The organism is Pseudogulbenkiania sp. MAI-1 (genome assembly GCF_000527175.1).
Classification (GTDB): Bacteria; Pseudomonadota; Gammaproteobacteria; order Burkholderiales; family Chromobacteriaceae; genus Pseudogulbenkiania.
In genome coordinates this window covers 1,958,538-1,974,727 of record NZ_AZUR01000001.1, presented here as the reverse complement: position 1 = coordinate 1,974,727, position 16,190 = coordinate 1,958,538, and the positions used below count along the sequence as shown (strand labels likewise).

Genomic DNA, 16,190 nt, shown 5'->3' with positions numbered 1-16,190 from the left:
CAACAACGCAGGCGAGGGTTTGTGAGTGGCTCAGTCGATCACCCGGCCCTTTAGGGCGAACAAGCCCTGCGGACGCTTCTGGATGAACAGGATGATGAAGGCGAGGATCAGGATCTTGCCCAGCACCGCGCCCAGCGACGGCTCCAGAATCTTGTTGACGATGCCGAGCCCCATGGCGCCCAGCACCGTGCCGGCCAGCTGCCCCACCCCACCCAGCACCACCACCATGAAACTGTCGACGATGTAGCTCTGGCCCAAGTCCGGGCCGACGTTGCCGATCTGGCTCAGTGCTACTCCGCCGAGACCGGCGATGCCGGAACCCAGGCCGAAGGCCAGCATGTCGACGCGGCCGGTCGGAACGCCGACGCTGTCGGCCATGCGGCGGTTCTGCGTCACGGCACGCACGAACAGCCCGAGCCGGGTTTTGTTGAGCAGCAGCCAGGTCAACAGCAGCACACCGCCGACGAAGGCGATGATGGCGATGCGGTTGTAGGGCAGCGTCAGCGCCGGCGTGAGCTGCCAGCCGCCCGAGAGCCAGCTCGGGTTGGCCACTTCGACGTTCTGCGCGCCGAACAACACGCGCACCGCCTGGATCAGCACCAGGCTGATGCCCCAGGTGGCGAGCAGCGTCTCCAGCGGGCGGCCGTAAAGGTGGCGGATCACCAGCCGCTCAAGTGCCATGCCGACCACGAAGGTCACGCCGAAGGCTACCGGCAGCGCCGCCAGCAGGTAGCCGTCGAAGGCTTCCGGCCAGTACGTCTTGAACAGGTTCTGCACCACGTAGGTGGCGTAGGCGCCCAGCATCAGCATCTCGCCATGCGCCATGTTGATGACGCCGAGCAGGCCGTAGGTGATGGCGAGCCCCAAGGCCGCGAGCAGCAGCACCGAGCCCAGACTCAGGCCGCTGAAGGCGTGGCCGAGCAAGTTGTAGGTGAACTGGCTGGACTGGATCGAGGCGATGGCCTCGCGGGCGGCGGCACGCACTGCGGCATCGGCCTCGCCGGCGGGTTCGGTGAGCGGTGTGAGCAGCGTCACCAGCGCCGGATCGCGGCTGTCGGCCAGGGTGTTGGCGGCGGCGAGCCGGGTGGCGGCGTCCGGGCTCGCCAGTTGCAAGGTGGCGCGCGCGGTGTCGAGCGCCGCCTGCACGCCGGCATCGCCTTCCTGTTGGCGGCGCGCTTCGAGCAAGGGCAGCAGCGCCGGGTTGGCGGCTTCCTGGATCGCCTTGATCGCAGCCAGGCGTTGCTCGGTGTTGCCTTCGGCCAGCCTGGTGGCGGCGTGGTAGGTCTCGAGCGCCACGCGCAGCCGGTTGTTGACCGGGATGGCATCCACGCCTTCGGGCACCGGGCTCACAGCACGACCACTTTCGGCATCCTTCAGCGTGTCGCCGTTCTGCACATAGAAATGCGTGCCCTCGGCGTCGGCAAGCAGGCGGCCTTCTTCCAGCGCAGAGATGGCGGCGTTGCGCTCGGGGTTCGGCGTGGCGGCCCAGCTTTCGATCAGCTCGGCGCGCCCGGCCGGGTCGGCCTGGGCGAGTTCGCTGGCCGGCGTCAGCGCCCAGCACGAGGCGCTGGCGGCCAGGGCGAATGCCGCCAGCAGACGGGTAGTCGGGTGTGTCATGACGGTTTCCTTGCGCACGCAGCAGTAGGGCGGATGCCCGGCAAGGCCGGGCGATCCGCCGATCAGGTGATACTCGATCCAGAGGCGGCGGAACACCTTTCAGGCTTCCGCCCTACGGCTGTACGAAAATCGATCAGAACCGGGCTCAGGACTTGGTCTTGACCGGGGAGTCGGTCTTGGCGCTGTTGCCGGGGATGAACGGGCTCCACGGCTGGGCCTTGATCGGCGCCTTGGTCTTCCACACCACCGAGAACTGGCCGTTGGGCTGCACTTCGCCGATCATCACCGGCTTGTGCAGGTGGTGGTTCTTGGCGTCCATCTGCAAGGTGAAGCCGGACGGCGCCTTGAAGTTCATGCCGGCCATGGCCTTGCTGACGGCGGCGACATCGGTGGTGCCGGCCTTCTTGACCGCCTCGGCCCACATGTTGATGCCGACGTAGGTGGCTTCCATCGGGTCGTTGGTGACGATCTTGTCGGCCCCCGCCAAGCCCTTCTTCTTGGCCCAGGCCTGGTAGTCGGCGATCCACTTGCTGTTGACCGGATTCTTCACGCTCATGAAGTAGTTCCAGGCGGCGAGGTGGCCCAGCAGCGGCTTGGTGTCGATGCCCTTGAGCTCCTCCTCACCCACCGAGAACGCCACCACCGGCACGTCGGTGGCCTTCAGGCCCTGGTTGCCCAGTTCCTTGTAGAACGGCACGTTGGAGTCGCCGTTGATGGTGGAGATCACCGCGGTCTTGCCGCCGGCGGAGAATTTCTTGATGTTGCCGACGATGGTCTGGTAGTCGCTATGACCGAACGGTGTGTACACCTCCTGGATGTCAGCCTCTTTCACGCCCTTGGATTTGAGGAAGGCGCGCAGGATCTTGTTGGTGGTGCGCGGGTAGACGTAGTCGGTGCCGAGCAGGAAGAAGCGCTTGGCGCCGCCGCCTTCCTTGCTCATCAGGTATTCCACCGCCGGGATCGCCTGCTGGTTGGGCGCGGCGCCGGTGTAGAACACGTTGGGCGACAGTTCCTCACCCTCGTACTGCACCGGGTAGAACAGCAGCCCGTTGAGTTCCTCGTACACCGGCAGCACCGATTTGCGTGACACCGAGGTCCAGCAGCCGAAGGTCACGGCCACCTTGTCCTTGGTCAGCAGTTGGCGCGCCTTTTCGGCGAACAACGGCCAGTTGGAGGCCGGATCGACCACCACCGGTTCGAGCTTCTTGCCCAGCACCCCGCCCTTGGCGTTGATTTCGTCGATGGCGAACAGCGCCATGTCCTTGAGCGAGGTCTCGGAAATGGCCATGGTGCCGGACAGCGAATGCAGCACCCCGACCTTGATGGTGTCGGCGGCGAAGGCCGGCAGCGAGGCGAGGCCGGCGGCGGCGAGCGAAACGGTCAGGACAGCGGATTTCAGAACATGACGGCGAGTAGGCATGACGGGCTCCCTGGTAGCTGATAGTGGTTTTGTTGCGTTGCGGGATCAGCTTAGGTTGCCGGGTATTTAGCCGGAATACGTCATCTTACGTAGCTTCGCCCCGATGGGCGCAGGCCGGCCCCAGTTGAGCGGGATGAAAAAAAGCCAGCCCGGAGGGGCTGGCAAGTGTGGACAATCGCTAGGGTCGATGGTCGCAGGAGGAAACAGCTCAGATCGCGCCTTCTGCATTGAGCTGGTCGATCACGCTCAGGACTGCCTTGTGTGCGATGCCGACGATCTCGTCGACTTCCTTCTCGGTGGTCACCAGCGGCGGCGCGAAGCCGAGGATGTCGCCGTGCGGCATGGCGCGGGCGATCAGGTTGCGGTCGCGCGCGGCCTTGGAGACGCGGGCGCCGACCTTAAGCGCCGGGTCGAAGCGCTTCTTGGTGGCCGGGTCGGCGACGAACTCCAGTGCCGCCATCAGGCCCACGCCGCGTACCTCGCCCACGATAGGCAGCCCGGAGAAGGTTTCCTGCAGGCTCTTCTGGAAGTAGGCACCGACACGGCCGGCATGGCCGGGGATGTCGTCGCGCTCGACGATGTCGAGCACCGCGTTGGCCGCCGCCACGCCGATGGGATGGCCCGAGTAGGTGTAGCCGTGCGAGAACGAGCCGACGCGATCAGCGCCATCTTCCAGCACCTTGTACACCTTTTCGCCGACGATGGCGGCCGACAGCGGCGCGTAGGCCGAGGTCAGGCCCTTGGCCACGGTGATCAGGTCGGGCTCGATGCCGTACTTCTCGCAGCCGAACATGGCGCCGGTGCGGCCGAAGCCGGTGATCACCTCGTCGGCGATGAGCAGGATGTCGTATTTCTTCAGTACCGGCTGGATTGCTTCCCAGTAACCCTTGGGCGGCGGGGTGATGCCGCCCGTACCCAGCACCGGCTCGGCGATGAAGGCGCCGATGGTGTCCGGGTTCTCGCGCAGGATCATTTCTTCCAGCTCGCGGGCACGGCGCGCCGAGAACTGCTCTTCGGTCTCGCCCGGTTCGGCGCCCCAGTAGTGGTGCGGTGCGCCGGTGCGCAGGATGCCGGACACCGGCAGGTCCATGTGGTCGTGGTAGAAGCTCATGCCGGTCATCGAGCCCGATACCACCGAGCAGCCGTGGTAGCCGCGATCGCGCGCGATGATCTTTTTCTTCTTCGGCAGGCCGCGCAGGTTGTTGTAGTACCACACGAGCTTGGCCTGGGTTTCGTTGGCATCGGAACCGGACAGGCCGTAGAACACCTTGCTCATCTTGCCTGGGGCCATTTTCACCAGGCGGTCGGACAGGCGCGCCAGTTCCTCGGTGGTATGCGCGGCGTAGCTATGGTAGTAGGCCAGCTTGTAGGCCTGGCGGGCGATCGCCTCGGCCACTTCGGTGCGGCCATAGCCCACATTCATGCAGTACAGGCCGGCGAAGCCGTCGATGTACTCGCGCCCGGTAGAGTCGGTGATGCGGATGCCCTTGCCGGTTTCGACGATGGTCGGGTCGCCGGCGTTGCCGCTGGCGAAGTCCTTGAGCTGGGTGAACGGGTGCAGCACCGAGGCGCGGTCGAGGGCGGCGATCTGGTCGTGGGTATGCTTGTCCATGATGTTCTCCTGGGATATCGGGTCGTTACAGGTTGCCGAAGCAGACGTATTTGAGCTCCATATACTCGGCGATGCCGTGCTTGGCGCCCTCCCGGCCGAGGCCGGATTGCTTCCAGCCGCCGAAGGGAATCGGCGCGCCGGTGAATTTCGGGGTGTTGAGCGCGACCATGCCGTACTCGAGGCGATCCGAGAGGCGCATGGCGCGGCGCAGGTCGTTGGTATAGACGTAGGCCGCGAGCCCGTACTCTGAGGCGTTGGCACGCTGGAGTACTTCGTCTTCGCTGTCGAACGGCAGGATCGCCGCCACCGGACCGAAGGTCTCTTCGTGGGCGATGTCCATGTCGTCAGTCACGTCAGCCAGCACGGTCGGAGTGACGAAATTGCCGCCCAGTGCGCAATCCATGCCGCCTGTTACGATACGGGCGCCGCAAGAAACGGCGTTGCCGATGTGATCGCGGCTCTTGGCGGCGACCGAGGCGCGCGTCATCGGGCCGATGTCGATGCCCTCCTCCAGCCCGTGACCGACCTTGAGCCTGGCAGTGGCCTCGGCGAAGGCGGCGACGAAGGGCTCGTAGAGGGCGCGCTGTACGTAGATGCGGTTGGCGGCCAGGCAATCCTGCCCGGAGGTGGCGAACTTGGCGCCGATGCAACCGGCCACCGCCTCCTCGAACGAGGCGTCGTCGAACACGATGAACGGCGCATGACCACCCAGTTCCAGCGAAACCTTTTTCACGGTTTCGGCAGATTGCTTGAGCAGCAGGCGGCCTACTTCGGTGGAGCCGGTGAAGCTGAAGGCGCGCACCTCGCTACGCTGGAGCAGACGCTCCGACAGCTTGGGCGCATCGCCCGTCACCACCTGGAACACACCGGCCGGCACGCCTGCCTCCTCAGCCAGTTTGGCCAGGGCCAGGGCCGACAGCGGCGTTTCCGGCGCCGGCTTGATCACCATGGTGCAGCCTGCGGCCAGCGCGGCACCGGCCTTGCGCGTGATCATGGCGCTGGGGAAGTTCCACGGCGTGACGGCGGCGGACACACCGATGGGCTGCATGCGGGTGACGAGCTGGCTGCCCGCCAGGTGGCTCGGGATGCTCTCGCCGTAGCAGCGCTCGCCTTCGGCCGCAAACCAGTCGAGAAAGGCGGCGCCGTAGGCGATCTCGCCCAGCGCTTCCTTGAGCGGCTTGCCCTGCTCGGCGGTCATGATCACGGTGAGGTCATGGGCATGCTCGCGGGTGAGCGCGGCCCAGCGGCGCAGGATGGCGCCACGCTCGGCCGGCAGCCGTTCGCGCCAATCGGCAAAGGCTCGCGCAGCCGCGTCGACGGCAGTGTCGATCCAGTTCGCGTCGCAGTGCGCGACCCGGGCGATCGTTTCACCCGTAGCCGGGTCAAGCACCGGCAAACGCGCTTCGCCGTCGACCCAGCGGCCGTCGATATAGGCCCGGGTTTCACACAAATCAGGGCGCTGCAGCTTGGCCAGCGCGGCTTTGGCAATGAGTTTCATGGCAGGTGCCTCCAACGTCTGGTTGACAGGTTGATGGGCACAGTTTATGTGTGAGTGTGTATTGTGAATCGGCGTAAAAATATCTTGTTACGCCGTATTTCTGCTTTTTATAATCAATTAACGCAGGAAAACTGCACCATGGAACTCGACCGCATCGACGTGGGCATTCTCAATGCCGTACAACGCAATAACCGCCTGACTTCGGAGGAAATCGGCTCCCAGGTCGGGCTATCGCCCACTGCCTGCCAGCGCCGCCTGAAAACCCTGCGCAGCGCCGGCGTGATCGAGGGCGATGTCTCCATCGTCTCGCCTAAGGCGGTGGGACGGCACGTGTTCATGCTGGTGCTGGTTTCGCTGGAGCGCGAGCGGGCCGACATCATCGATCGCTTCAAGCAGGCCATCCGCACCACGCCGGAAGTAATGAACGGCTTCTACGTCACCGGCGATGCGGACTTCGTGCTGGTGATCACCGCCAAGAACATGGAAGACTACGAGCAGTTCACCCGCCGTTTCTTCTATGAAAATCGTGACATCAAGAGCTTCAAGACCCTGGTGGTGATGGACCGGGTCAAGGCCGGCTTCGTGATCCCGATCGAGCCGACGGAAAGCTGATCCGGCAAGCAAAGAAAACGGGCGGAACACTCTCCGCCCGTTCAGGGATAGCTATCATTTGATGACGAGGGTTCAGGCCGCCTCCATCACCGCACTGAGGAAAGCCTGGGTGCGTTCGTTACGCGGCTTGCTGAACATCACCTCCGGCGTGCCCTGCTCGGCGATGCGCCCCTGGTAGAAGAAACACACCCGGTCGGCGAATTCGCGGGCAAAACCCATCTGGTGCGTCACCATCAGCATGGTCAGGCTGTGCTCGTCGCCGAGCCGGCGGATGACGTTGAGCACCTCCCCGCACAGTTCCGGGTCGAGCGCCGAGGTTACCTCGTCGAACAGCATCACCTTGGGTCGCATCGCCAGGGCGCGTGCCATGGCCACGCGCTGCTGCTGACCGCCGGACAGTTGCGACGGATAGTGATCCTTCTTGCTCCCCAGTCCCACCATCTCCAGCAGTTCCGCAGCGCGTTCCACCGCCTCCTTCTTGTTCAGGCCGAGCACGCGGATCGGCGCCTCGATCACGTTCTGCAAGGCGGTCATGTGCGGGAACAGGTTGAAGTTCTGGAACACCATGCCGATCTTGCTGCGCACCTGGCGGATGTGGCGCTCGCTGGCCGGCACCAGCACGCCGTTGCGCTCGACGTGGGTCAGCGATTCGCCATCGACGATGATCTGGCCCGAATCGATAGGCTCCAGCGTCATCAACACCCGCAGCAGGGTGGATTTGCCCGAGCCGCTGGGCCCGATAATGGCCACCTTCTCGTTGGGGGCGATATCCAGGTCCAGGTGATCGAGCACGGTCAGCGAACCGTAGCGCTTGGTCACCCCTTTGAAGCTCACCATGGGAGTCGTCATGTCAATTCTCCTCCACGGCATCGGGACACGGCGTTGCCGCCCCGGCCGTTTATGTCACGTTAGCGCAGGGCGAGCCTGGCTTCGATTTTCTTTACCAGCGCGGCCGCAGCCAGGCTGAGCACCAGGAAAAACACCCCGACCATGGTGATCGGCTCCAGGTACTGGAAGTATTCCGAGCCCAGATCCTTGGCCTTCTGCATGATTTCCACCACCGTGATCGCCGACAGCACCGGCGTGTCCTTGAACATCGCCACAAGGTAGTTGCCGAGCGACGGCAGGATCGGGCGGATCGCCTGCGGCAGAATGATGTCGCGATAAGCGTCCCAGCGGCTCAGGTTCAGCGCTGTCACGGCTTCCCACTGCCCGCGCGGCACCGAATTGAGGCCGGCACGATACACCTCGGCGGTATAGCAGGCGTAGTGCACCGCGATGCCGATGGTGCCGGCGGTGAGTGCGGTCAACGTGATGCCGTAGGACGGCAGCACGTAGAACAGGAAATACACCTGGATCAGCAGCGGCGTGCTGCGCACGAATTCGATGAACAGCCCCGTCGGCCAGGAGATCCAGCGCAGGTGGCTGCGTCGCAGCATGGCCAGCACCAGCCCCAGCACCACGGCGACGGCGAAACCGACCAGAGTGATGCCGATGGTGTAGAGCGCCGCCTGCAGCAGAGTGGGCAGGATGTTCCAGGCAAACTGCCAGTCGAAGAAGGTTTTCATTTCAGACTCCCGCGCAGCAGTCCGCGATGGAAATGGCGCTCCAGCATACGCATCGACAACGCAATAGCCTGAGCCAGCACGAAGTACATCAGCAGCGTGAGCGAGAAGATAGCCAGGGTGCGGAAGGTCGCCTGGTCAAGCTGGCGGGCCCGGAAAGTCAGGTCCGACAGGGTGATCAGCGATACCAGCGATGTGCCTTTCAGCAACTCGATCAACAGGTTGGTCCCCGGCGGAATCGCACTGATCAGTGCCTGCGGCAGGATGATGCGGCGAAAACGCAGCATCGGCGACATATTGAGTGCCGTGGCGGCCTCGTACTGGCCCTTCGGCACTGACTTGATCGCGCCGCGCATTACTTCCGCGCCATAGGCCCCGATGTGCAGCCCGAGCCCGATCACCGCCACGGTGTAGGGACTGAGCTCCAGGTTGAACGGCGGCAGCGGTAGCACGAAAAACAGCCAGAACAATTGCACCAGCAGCGAAGTGCCGCGGAAAATCTCGACATAGGTGCCGGCAAGCCACTTGAGCGGGCGCCACGTCGACATTTTCCCCAGTGCGGCGGCTAGGGCCAGCGCCACCGCCAGCAGCGAGGCCAACAGCGTGATCTGGACCGTCACGTACGCGCCCTGAAGCAACAGGGGAAGTAATTCGCCCATGGGTTTCTCCTGAGATTCGGTAAGCCAAGGCGCCGCCGAAACCGCCTGGGCGGCTAGGGCAGCACCCTGCGCCGTCTTAGCCCTTGCAGAGTTCGGCGGCCGTTTTCTTGGTCACGTTGGAGTTGTCGAAACCGAACGGAGCGACCGTCTTCAGATGATCCTTGCTGCCGAGCCAGCCTTGCAGATGCTTGTTCACGGCATCACGCAAAGCCTGATCGTCCGGGCGGAACGCCAGGGCGCCGTAGCCCATGTGTTTCGGATCGTCGCTGAAACGGGCGATGGCTTCCACGTCGGCGCCGCCCTTGGCAGCCAGCCCCTTCATGGTGAGCTGCGTGCCGATCGCGGCATCGGCACGCTTGGTACGCACCGCCTGCAACTGGGCGGTGGTGTCGGGAACCTGCAGAATCTGCTCATCCTTGAGACCGGCTTCGCGGGCGTACTTCAGTTCGACGGTGCCGGACATGATGGCAAGCTTGAGCGAGGGGTCCTTGGCCACGTCGGCGTAGCTGCCCAGCTTCTTGGGATTGCCCTTGCTCACCAGCAGGGTATCCCCCAACTGATAGTGCGGGTCGGTGAACACCACTTGCTTGCAGCGCTCCGGGGTGATGTACATGCCGGCGGCGATGACGTCGAAGCGGCCGGCGCGCAAGCCCGGGATCAACGCACCCCACTCCGTCAGCACGGGCTCGATCTTCTTGACCCCCATCTTGGCGAAGATGGATTTGACTACCTCGGGCGACTCCCCGGTGACCTTGCCGTCCGGCGTGGTGAAGGCGAATGGTGCTTCGTTGGCATAGCCGATGCGAACCACGCCGGTACGCTGGATGCGCTCCAGGGTGTTTTCCGCCTTGGCCGGTAAGGAGGCCATCGCGGCCATGACCGCCACGCTCGCGGTCAGGAGGGATACGGGCAGGCGCTGTTGGGTCGATACAAGCTTCATCTAGTTTCTCCTTTGTAGGGCTGCTGAATCTGAGCAGGGCCGCAGTGTCCGGTTGATCGGCAAGATGCTCTTGTCTGGTGGGCGTCCTTTGCATTCGTGCCGGACCACTGCGTCGAACACAGCATAAAAGCCGCTTTTCATGGTTTGGATTGAACTAGGACAATAATTTGCAATGTGCTCGGCCGGGTAAGCTTCGTACAAGCGGAAACGATGTTTCCGAGATCGGAACGCTGCCCCGAAAGCATCGCCACCCGCTGGAAATCCATACATTCATTATTATAAAACAGTGGGTTGCGATTAATTTCATTGTCAAGCATTGTCCTGAGGCAGGCCCACTCGCGATGCGGACGCCCGGCACGACAGATGAGGCATTGGCAGCCTCCCTTATTCAGTAGAGGAAAGCAGGTACGGCAAATGAAACAATGGCGCCATGCCTTGGACGCGGTCCAAGGCTCCGAATCGAAATATAAGGTGCTGGTACAGGCCATCGCCACCGATATCGAGAGCGATGTGTTGAAGGATGGCACGCGTCTGCCGCCTCAGCGCGACGTGGCGTCGGAGCTGGGCATCAGCGTCCAGACCGTGACCAATGCCTACAAGGAACTGGAGCGGCAAGGGCTGATCCGCTGCGAGGTGGGGCGAGGCAGCTTCGTGTCGCGGCGCATGACCGAGCGCATGGCGAGCTACATGCTCGATCGCCCGGAACGATCGCTGGTGGACTTTTCCATCTCGCGCATCATCCATACCCCGGAGCATGACCGGGCGTGGCGGCAGGTATGCACTTCGCTGGCGGAACAGGAGGACGCGCCATGGATACGCAATTTCCGTCCCATCGCCGGCCTGGAAAGCCACCGCGAGGCGGCGGCGTTGTGGCTGGCTCGGCTTGGCATGATGCCGGAACTCGATACGCTGCTGATCACCAACGGCGCCGCGCACGGCATTTTCCTGGCCCTGGCCTCGCTGGCCGGGCCGGACGATATCGTGCTGACCGAAAGCCTGACCGACCACGGCGTGATAGGCTCATCCAATGTACTAGGATTCACCCTCAAAGGATTGGAAATCGATGAATTCGGCATCCATCCTGACCACTTCGAGGACATGTGCGCCAATGAGCGGGTCAAAGCCCTGGTGTGCACGCCCAACCTGAACAATCCGACGGTGGCGCTGATGCCGGAATCTCGCCGCCGTGCGATCGCCAAGATCGCCGCACAGTACGGGGTCTACGTGATCGAGGACGACGTGCACGGCCCCCTGCTGGAAAAACGGCTACCGCCAATCGCCAGCCTGATCCCTGATCTGGGTTTTTATTGCACCAGTTTTACCAAGTCGGTGCTCACCGGCCTGCGCATCGGCTATCTCGCCATGCCGCGCCGCCTGGCGCTGCGCGCCGAAAGCATTCTGCGCGTCACCACCTGGATGGCCGCCCCCCTGCTGGCCGAGATCGCCACGCGCTGGATTCACGATGGCACCGCCGAGCACCTTGCCGCCATCCAGCGCTCGAGGCTGGCGGTGCGCCAGACCATGGTGCGCGATGTGCTGGGTGACTACCTGCTCGGCCATCACCCAACGGCCCTGAGCGCCTGGCTCGGCATTCCCGATCACTGGCCACTCGACAGCCTGCTCAAGGAACTACGCCGACGGCTGGTGATGGTTACCGCGCCCGACCCCTTCCTGGTGCGCGGGGCGAAGCGGCCCAATGCGGTGCGTCTGTGCGTCGGTGCCGAAATCGATGATGCAGGGGTGCTCGACGCGTTGAAGATCGTCCGTGAGGTATTCGAGCAGTACCCGACCGTGCACGATTTCTGACCCCGTCCCAAGCGCCGGCGCCTTGCCCGGCGTGGCATTTCTCCCGGGCCGCTGCGGCGGCCCGCGCCTCATCCCGCCAGCCTTCCCGCCCGAATCGTCCCTTGGCCTCCTGCCCCGCCACAGGGCAAAAAGCCGCCTCTCGGGCCGGAATATCCCACCCCGTCGACGCCAATGCACTAGGACATTAAGCGCGGCAAATCAGCGCATTACACTGGCTCGCATGGATTATCACCCCTGACAAGCGAGCAAGATCACCATGAGCGCCGTTCTGCTGGACGACATTTTTCAGGCCCGCCGTACCCTGCAAGGCAAGGTACTGCGCACGCCGCTGGTTCCCTCTCCCACCTTGAGCGCGCACTGCGGCCAGCCGGTGTATCTCAAGCTCGAGTCGCAGCAGCTGACCGGCAGCTTCAAGCTGCGCGGTGCCACCAACGCCATCGCCCGGCTCTCCGCCGCCGACAAGGCGCGCGGCGTGGTGGCGGCCTCCACCGGCAACCACGGCCGGGCGCTGGCCCATGCCGCCGCGGCCGAGGGCGTGCGCGCGGTGATTTGCATGTCGGAGCTGGTGCCCGCCAACAAGGTGGAGGCCATCCGCGCCCTCGGCGCCGAGATCCGCATCGTCGGCCGAAGCCAGGACGACGCCCAGCTCGAAGCCGAACGCCTGTGCCGGGAAGAAGGACTGGCCATGATTCCACCGTTCGACGACGCGGCGGTCATCGCCGGCCAGGGCACCATCGCGCTGGAAATTCTCGAAGACCTGCCCGAGGTCGACACCGTTCTCGTACCGCTGTCGGGCGGCGGTCTGTTCGCCGGCATCGCCCGCGGCATCAAGTCCGCCAACCCCGACATCGCCATGATCGGTGTGACCATGGAACGGGGCTGCGCCATGCACGCGAGCCTCGCCGCCGGCCACCCGGTACAGGTGGAAGAACTGCCGACCCTGGCCGATTCGTTGGGCGGCGGCATCGGCCTCGACAACCGCTACACCTTCGCCATGGCCAGTGAGCTGGCCGACAGCACGCTACTGGTCTCGGAAGAGGACATCGCCGACGCCATCGGCCACGCCTACTGGCGCGAGGGCCAGGTAGTGGAAGGCGCGGCGGCGGTGGGCATCGCCGCCCTGCTGAAGAGCCTGGTCCGGCCACAAGGCCCGACCGTGGTGGTGCTCAGCGGCCGCAACATCGATCTGGCGGCGCATCACCGCATCGTCGGCGACGCCCGCCCCCAATAAGACACAAGGAGACCACACCATGCCAACCGTCACCCTGCTCAACGAAGCCGATCTGCGCGCCGCGGTGCCGCTCGATCTGGAGGCCATCAACGCCGTGGAGCACGCCTTCCGTCTGCTCGCGACCGAGAAGGTGGCCATGCCGCCGATCCTGCGCCTCGACATCGAACAAAATAACGGCGAGGTCGACGTCAAGACCGCCTTCCTGCCTGGTCTCGACAGCTTCGCGATCAAGGTCAGCCCCGGCTTTTTCGACAACCCCAAGCTGGGCCTGCCGAGCCTCAACGGCATGATGATGCTGTTGTCCGCCCGCACCGGCCTGCTCGAAGCGCTGCTGCTGGACAACGGCTACCTGACCGACGTGCGCACCGCCGCCGCAGGCGCCGTGGCGGCGCGCTGGCTGTCCCGTCCCGATGCCCGCCACGTCGCCGTGATCGGCGCCGGACTGCAGGCTCGCCTGCAGCTCAAGGCCCTGAAACAGGTACGCGCCATCGAGTCGGTCACCGTGTGGGCACGCGACCCGGCCAAGGCCATGCAGTTTGCCGAAGAAGCCGGACGCGAGCTCGAGCTGCCGATCACCCCGTGCGAAACCGTCAGTGCCGCGCTGGCCGATGCCGACATCGCCATCACCACCACGCCGAGCCGCACCCCGCTGATCGAGGCACGCCACCTGCGCCCCGGCCTGCATATCACCGCCATGGGCTCGGACGCCGAGCACAAGAACGAGATCGCGCCGGAGGTGTTCTCGGCGGCGAGCTACGTGTGCGACCGCCTGAGCCAGGTCCGGGTGCTGGGTGAACTGCATCACGCCATCGCCGCCGGCCGCGTCGCCGCCGACGCCGTCTTCCCCGAGCTCGGGCAGATCATCGCCGGGCAGCAGCCGGGACGCACCGGGCGCGACCAGATCACGCTGTGCGACCTGACCGGCACCGGCGCCCAGGACACCGCCATCGCCACTCTCGCCTTCGCCCGCGCTCGCCAAGCAGGCCGCGGTTTTCCGTTCCAATCCTGATTACCCGCAGAGGATCATCATGCCAGCCGATACCCGACTCCCCTTCTCGCGCCAAGAGTACGCCGAGCGCATCGCCAAGACCCGCCAGGCCATGGCCGAGCGCGGCATCGAACTCTTGATCGTCACCGACCCGTCCAACATGGCCTGGCTCACCGGCTACGACGGCTGGTCATTCTACGTGCATCAGTGCGTGCTGCTCGCCCACGAGGGCGACCCGGTATGGTTCGGGCGCGGCCAGGACGCCAACGGCGCCAAGCGCACCGTGTTCATGGACAACGACGACATCGTCGGCTACCCCGACCACTACGTGCAGACGCCGCTGCGCCACCCGATGGACTACCTCTCGCAGGAAGTCATCGCCGCGCGCGGCTGGCAAGGCAAGCGCATCGGCGTGGAGATGGACAACTACTATTTCAGCGCCGCCGCCTTCGCCTCGCTGCAGAAGCACCTGCCGGATGCCCGCTTCGTCGATGCCACCGCGTTGGTGAACTGGCAGCGCGCCATCAAGTCGCCGCAGGAAATCGCCTACATGCGCACTGCCGCGCGCATCGTCGAGCGCATGCATGCCCAGATCGTGGAAAAGATCGAACCCGGCATGAAGAAGAACGAACTGGTGGCCGAGATCTACGCCACCGGCATCCTCGGCGTGGAAGGCCACGGCGGCGACTACCCGGCCATCGTGCCCTTGCTGCCCACCGGCGCCGACGCTGCCGCGCCGCACCTGACCTGGGACGACACCCCGTTCCAGAAGGGCGCGGGCACCTTCTTCGAAATCGCCGGCTGCTACAAGCGCTACCACTGCCCGCAGTCGCGCACGGTGTTCCTGGGCACCCCGCCCCAGCATTTCCTCGAGGGCGAGAAGGCCGTGGTGGAAGGCATCGCCGCCGGACTGGAAGCGGCCAAGCCGGGCAACACCTGCGAGGACATCGCCAACGCCTTCTTCGCAGTGCTGAAGAAATACGGCATCCACAAGGACAGCCGCTGCGGCTACCCGATCGGCGTTTCCTACCCGCCTGACTGGGGCGAGCGCACCATGAGCCTGCGTCCGGGCGACAAGACCGTATTGCAGCCGGGCATGACCTTCCACTTCATGCCGGGGCTGTGGCTGGACGACTGGGGGCTCGAGATCACCGAGAGCATCCTGATCACCGACACCGGCGTCGAGACCTTCTGCAACACGCCGCGCCAACTGTTCGTGAAGGATTAAACGATGAAACCTTCTCCGATCAAGCCTACCATCGATTTCGAGCGCGACGGGGTGCAGCACGGTTTCCTGCGCCTGCCCTACTCGCGCGACGACTCGGCCTGGGGCGCCATCATGATACCGGTCACCGTGGTCAAGAACGGCCACGGCCCCACCGCGCTCCTGACCGGCGCCAACCACGGCGACGAATACGAAGGGCCGGTGGCGCTGGCCAAGCTCGCCCATACCCTGCGCGCCGAGGAAGTGCGCGGGCGCGTGATCATCGTGCCTTTCCTCAACTACCCGGCCTTCCGTGCCGCGAGCCGCACCTCGCCGATCGACAAGGGTAACCTGAACCGCACCTTTCCCGGCAAGCCGGACGGCACGGTGACCGAGAAGATCGCCGATTACGTCGAGCGCCACCTGGTGCCGCTCGCCGACTACGTGCTCGACATCCACGCCGGCGGCAAGACGCTCGATTTCGTGCCGTTCGCCGCCGTGCACATCCTGCCCGACAAAGGGCAGCAGGAACGCTGCGAGGCGGCGATGCGCGCCTTCGGCGCCCCCTACAGCATGAAGATGCTGGAGATCGACAGCGTCGGCATGCTCGATACCGCGGTGGAAGAAGCCGGCAAGGTCTTCGTGACCACCGAGCTCGGCGGCGGCGGCTCGTCCAGCGCCGCCAGCGTGGCCATCGCCGAGCGCGGCGTGCGCAACTTCCTGGTCCACGCCGACATCCTCAAGGGGGAAGTCGCTCCGCAGCCGAGCATCATGCTCGACATGCCGGACGACGATTGCTTCGTCACCAGCCTGCACGACGGCCTGTTGGAGATGTGCGTCGATCTGGGCAGGGAAGTGGCGGCCGGCGAGGTGATCGCGCGCATCTACGACACCACCCGCACCGGAGTGGTGCCGGTCGAGTATCGTGCCAAACGTGCCGGCATCCTGGCATCGCGCCACTTCCCCGGGCTGGTACAGCGCGGCGACACCCTCGCCGTGGTCGCGGTGGTGGTGAAAGACTGAAACGCCCCCGGCATC

The 16,190-nt window shown here is 64.8% G+C and carries 14 protein-coding genes; 6 read left to right on the top strand and 8 right to left on the bottom strand.

The features are described 5' to 3' along the window. Window positions 1–30: 30 nt before the first annotated feature. From urtB to PSEMAI1_RS0109210, 4 genes are all read right to left on the bottom strand, one after another. Window positions 31–1,617 carry an urea ABC transporter permease subunit UrtB gene (gene urtB / locus PSEMAI1_RS0109225; protein ID WP_024302596.1) on the bottom strand — a complete coding sequence of 529 codons (1,587 nt, stop codon included), beginning with the start codon at window positions 1,615–1,617 and terminating at the stop codon, window positions 31–33. Between the two features lie 145 nt (window positions 1,618–1,762). Beyond that, on the bottom strand, window positions 1,763–3,037 hold the full coding sequence (gene urtA, locus PSEMAI1_RS0109220) for an urea ABC transporter substrate-binding protein (RefSeq protein ID WP_024302595.1): 1,275 nt from the start codon (window positions 3,035–3,037) through the stop codon (window positions 1,763–1,765). A 208-nt stretch (window positions 3,038–3,245) separates the two neighbouring features. Continuing rightward, window positions 3,246–4,649: an aspartate aminotransferase family protein gene (locus PSEMAI1_RS0109215; protein WP_024302594.1), complete on the bottom strand. Its 1,404-nt coding sequence runs from the start codon at window positions 4,647–4,649 to the stop codon at window positions 3,246–3,248. Window positions 4,650–4,674: 25 nt separating this feature from the next. Continuing rightward, on the bottom strand, window positions 4,675–6,147 hold the full coding sequence (locus tag PSEMAI1_RS0109210) for an NAD-dependent succinate-semialdehyde dehydrogenase (protein WP_024302593.1): 1,473 nt from the start codon (window positions 6,145–6,147) through the stop codon (window positions 4,675–4,677). Between the two features lie 138 nt (window positions 6,148–6,285). Between PSEMAI1_RS0109210 and PSEMAI1_RS0109205 the strand changes: the two genes are divergently transcribed. After that, window positions 6,286–6,759 (top strand): Lrp/AsnC family transcriptional regulator, encoded by a 474-nt coding sequence (locus PSEMAI1_RS0109205; protein WP_024302592.1) that lies wholly within the window; start codon window positions 6,286–6,288, stop codon window positions 6,757–6,759. Window positions 6,760–6,831: 72 nt separating this feature from the next. Here the strand turns inward: PSEMAI1_RS0109205 and ehuA are convergent, their stop codons facing one another. The 4 genes from ehuA to ehuB form a co-directional block, all read right to left on the bottom strand. Next, window positions 6,832–7,608 carry an ectoine/hydroxyectoine ABC transporter ATP-binding protein EhuA gene (gene ehuA / locus PSEMAI1_RS0109200; RefSeq protein WP_024302591.1) on the bottom strand — a complete coding sequence of 259 codons (777 nt, stop codon included), beginning with the start codon at window positions 7,606–7,608 and terminating at the stop codon, window positions 6,832–6,834. 59 nt (window positions 7,609–7,667) lie between these two features. Continuing rightward, window positions 7,668–8,327, bottom strand: coding sequence for an ectoine/hydroxyectoine ABC transporter permease subunit EhuD (gene ehuD / locus PSEMAI1_RS0109195; RefSeq protein WP_024302590.1), 660 nt, complete (start codon window positions 8,325–8,327; stop codon window positions 7,668–7,670). After that, on the bottom strand, window positions 8,324–8,983 hold the full coding sequence (gene ehuC / locus PSEMAI1_RS0109190) for an ectoine/hydroxyectoine ABC transporter permease subunit EhuC (protein ID WP_024302589.1): 660 nt from the start codon (window positions 8,981–8,983) through the stop codon (window positions 8,324–8,326). The genes ehuD and ehuC overlap by 4 nt, the downstream gene beginning before the upstream one ends. Window positions 8,984–9,059: 76 nt before the next feature. After that, window positions 9,060–9,923 (bottom strand): ectoine/hydroxyectoine ABC transporter substrate-binding protein EhuB, encoded by an 864-nt coding sequence (ehuB, locus tag PSEMAI1_RS0109185; protein ID WP_024302588.1) that lies wholly within the window; start codon window positions 9,921–9,923, stop codon window positions 9,060–9,062. Window positions 9,924–10,337: 414 nt separating this feature from the next. On the opposite strand from ehuB, the gene PSEMAI1_RS0109180 reads away from it, so the two are divergent. From PSEMAI1_RS0109180 to doeB, 5 genes are all read left to right on the top strand, one after another. Then, window positions 10,338–11,729 (top strand): PLP-dependent aminotransferase family protein, encoded by a 1,392-nt coding sequence (locus tag PSEMAI1_RS0109180; protein WP_024302587.1) that lies wholly within the window; start codon window positions 10,338–10,340, stop codon window positions 11,727–11,729. A 256-nt stretch (window positions 11,730–11,985) separates the two neighbouring features. Next, a complete protein-coding gene (gene eutB, locus PSEMAI1_RS0109175; protein ID WP_024302586.1) occupies window positions 11,986–12,960 on the top strand; it encodes a hydroxyectoine utilization dehydratase EutB in 975 nt (324 codons plus the stop codon). A gap of 19 nt (window positions 12,961–12,979) precedes the next feature. Continuing rightward, window positions 12,980–13,969 carry a cyclodeaminase gene (locus tag PSEMAI1_RS0109170; protein ID WP_024302585.1) on the top strand — a complete coding sequence of 330 codons (990 nt, stop codon included), beginning with the start codon at window positions 12,980–12,982 and terminating at the stop codon, window positions 13,967–13,969. 19 nt (window positions 13,970–13,988) lie between these two features. Then, complete coding sequence (doeA, locus tag PSEMAI1_RS0109165) at window positions 13,989–15,176, top strand: ectoine hydrolase DoeA (protein ID WP_024302584.1); 1,188 nt, start codon at window positions 13,989–13,991, stop codon at window positions 15,174–15,176. A 3-nt stretch (window positions 15,177–15,179) separates the two neighbouring features. Next, on the top strand, window positions 15,180–16,175 hold the full coding sequence (gene doeB, locus PSEMAI1_RS0109160; protein WP_024302583.1) for a N(2)-acetyl-L-2,4-diaminobutanoate deacetylase DoeB: 996 nt from the start codon (window positions 15,180–15,182) through the stop codon (window positions 16,173–16,175). Window positions 16,176–16,190: the final 15 nt, after the last annotated feature.

What these genes read in the sequence shown, in the direction of transcription:
- urtA (WP_024302595.1), bottom strand. Translation starts at nt 3,037, where the DNA reads ATGCCTACTCGCCGTCATGTTCTGAAATCCGCTGTCCTGACCGTTTCG.
- ehuB (WP_024302588.1), bottom strand. Translation starts at nt 9,923, where the DNA reads ATGAAGCTTGTATCGACCCAACAGCGCCTGCCCGTATCCCTCCTGACC.
- PSEMAI1_RS0109180 (WP_024302587.1), top strand. Translation starts at nt 10,338, where the DNA reads ATGAAACAATGGCGCCATGCCTTGGACGCGGTCCAAGGCTCCGAATCG.
- ehuA (WP_024302591.1), bottom strand. Translation starts at nt 7,608, where the DNA reads ATGACGACTCCCATGGTGAGCTTCAAAGGGGTGACCAAGCGCTACGGT.
- doeA (WP_024302584.1), top strand. Translation starts at nt 13,989, where the DNA reads ATGCCAGCCGATACCCGACTCCCCTTCTCGCGCCAAGAGTACGCCGAG.
- PSEMAI1_RS0109210 (WP_024302593.1), bottom strand. Translation starts at nt 6,147, where the DNA reads ATGAAACTCATTGCCAAAGCCGCGCTGGCCAAGCTGCAGCGCCCTGAT.
- PSEMAI1_RS0109205 (WP_024302592.1), top strand. Translation starts at nt 6,286, where the DNA reads ATGGAACTCGACCGCATCGACGTGGGCATTCTCAATGCCGTACAACGC.
- urtB (WP_024302596.1), bottom strand. Translation starts at nt 1,617, where the DNA reads ATGACACACCCGACTACCCGTCTGCTGGCGGCATTCGCCCTGGCCGCC.
- ehuC (WP_024302589.1), bottom strand. Translation starts at nt 8,983, where the DNA reads ATGGGCGAATTACTTCCCCTGTTGCTTCAGGGCGCGTACGTGACGGTC.
- doeB (WP_024302583.1), top strand. Translation starts at nt 15,180, where the DNA reads ATGAAACCTTCTCCGATCAAGCCTACCATCGATTTCGAGCGCGACGGG.
- PSEMAI1_RS0109170 (WP_024302585.1), top strand. Translation starts at nt 12,980, where the DNA reads ATGCCAACCGTCACCCTGCTCAACGAAGCCGATCTGCGCGCCGCGGTG.
- PSEMAI1_RS0109215 (WP_024302594.1), bottom strand. Translation starts at nt 4,649, where the DNA reads ATGGACAAGCATACCCACGACCAGATCGCCGCCCTCGACCGCGCCTCG.
- eutB (WP_024302586.1), top strand. Translation starts at nt 11,986, where the DNA reads ATGAGCGCCGTTCTGCTGGACGACATTTTTCAGGCCCGCCGTACCCTG.
- ehuD (WP_024302590.1), bottom strand. Translation starts at nt 8,327, where the DNA reads ATGAAAACCTTCTTCGACTGGCAGTTTGCCTGGAACATCCTGCCCACT.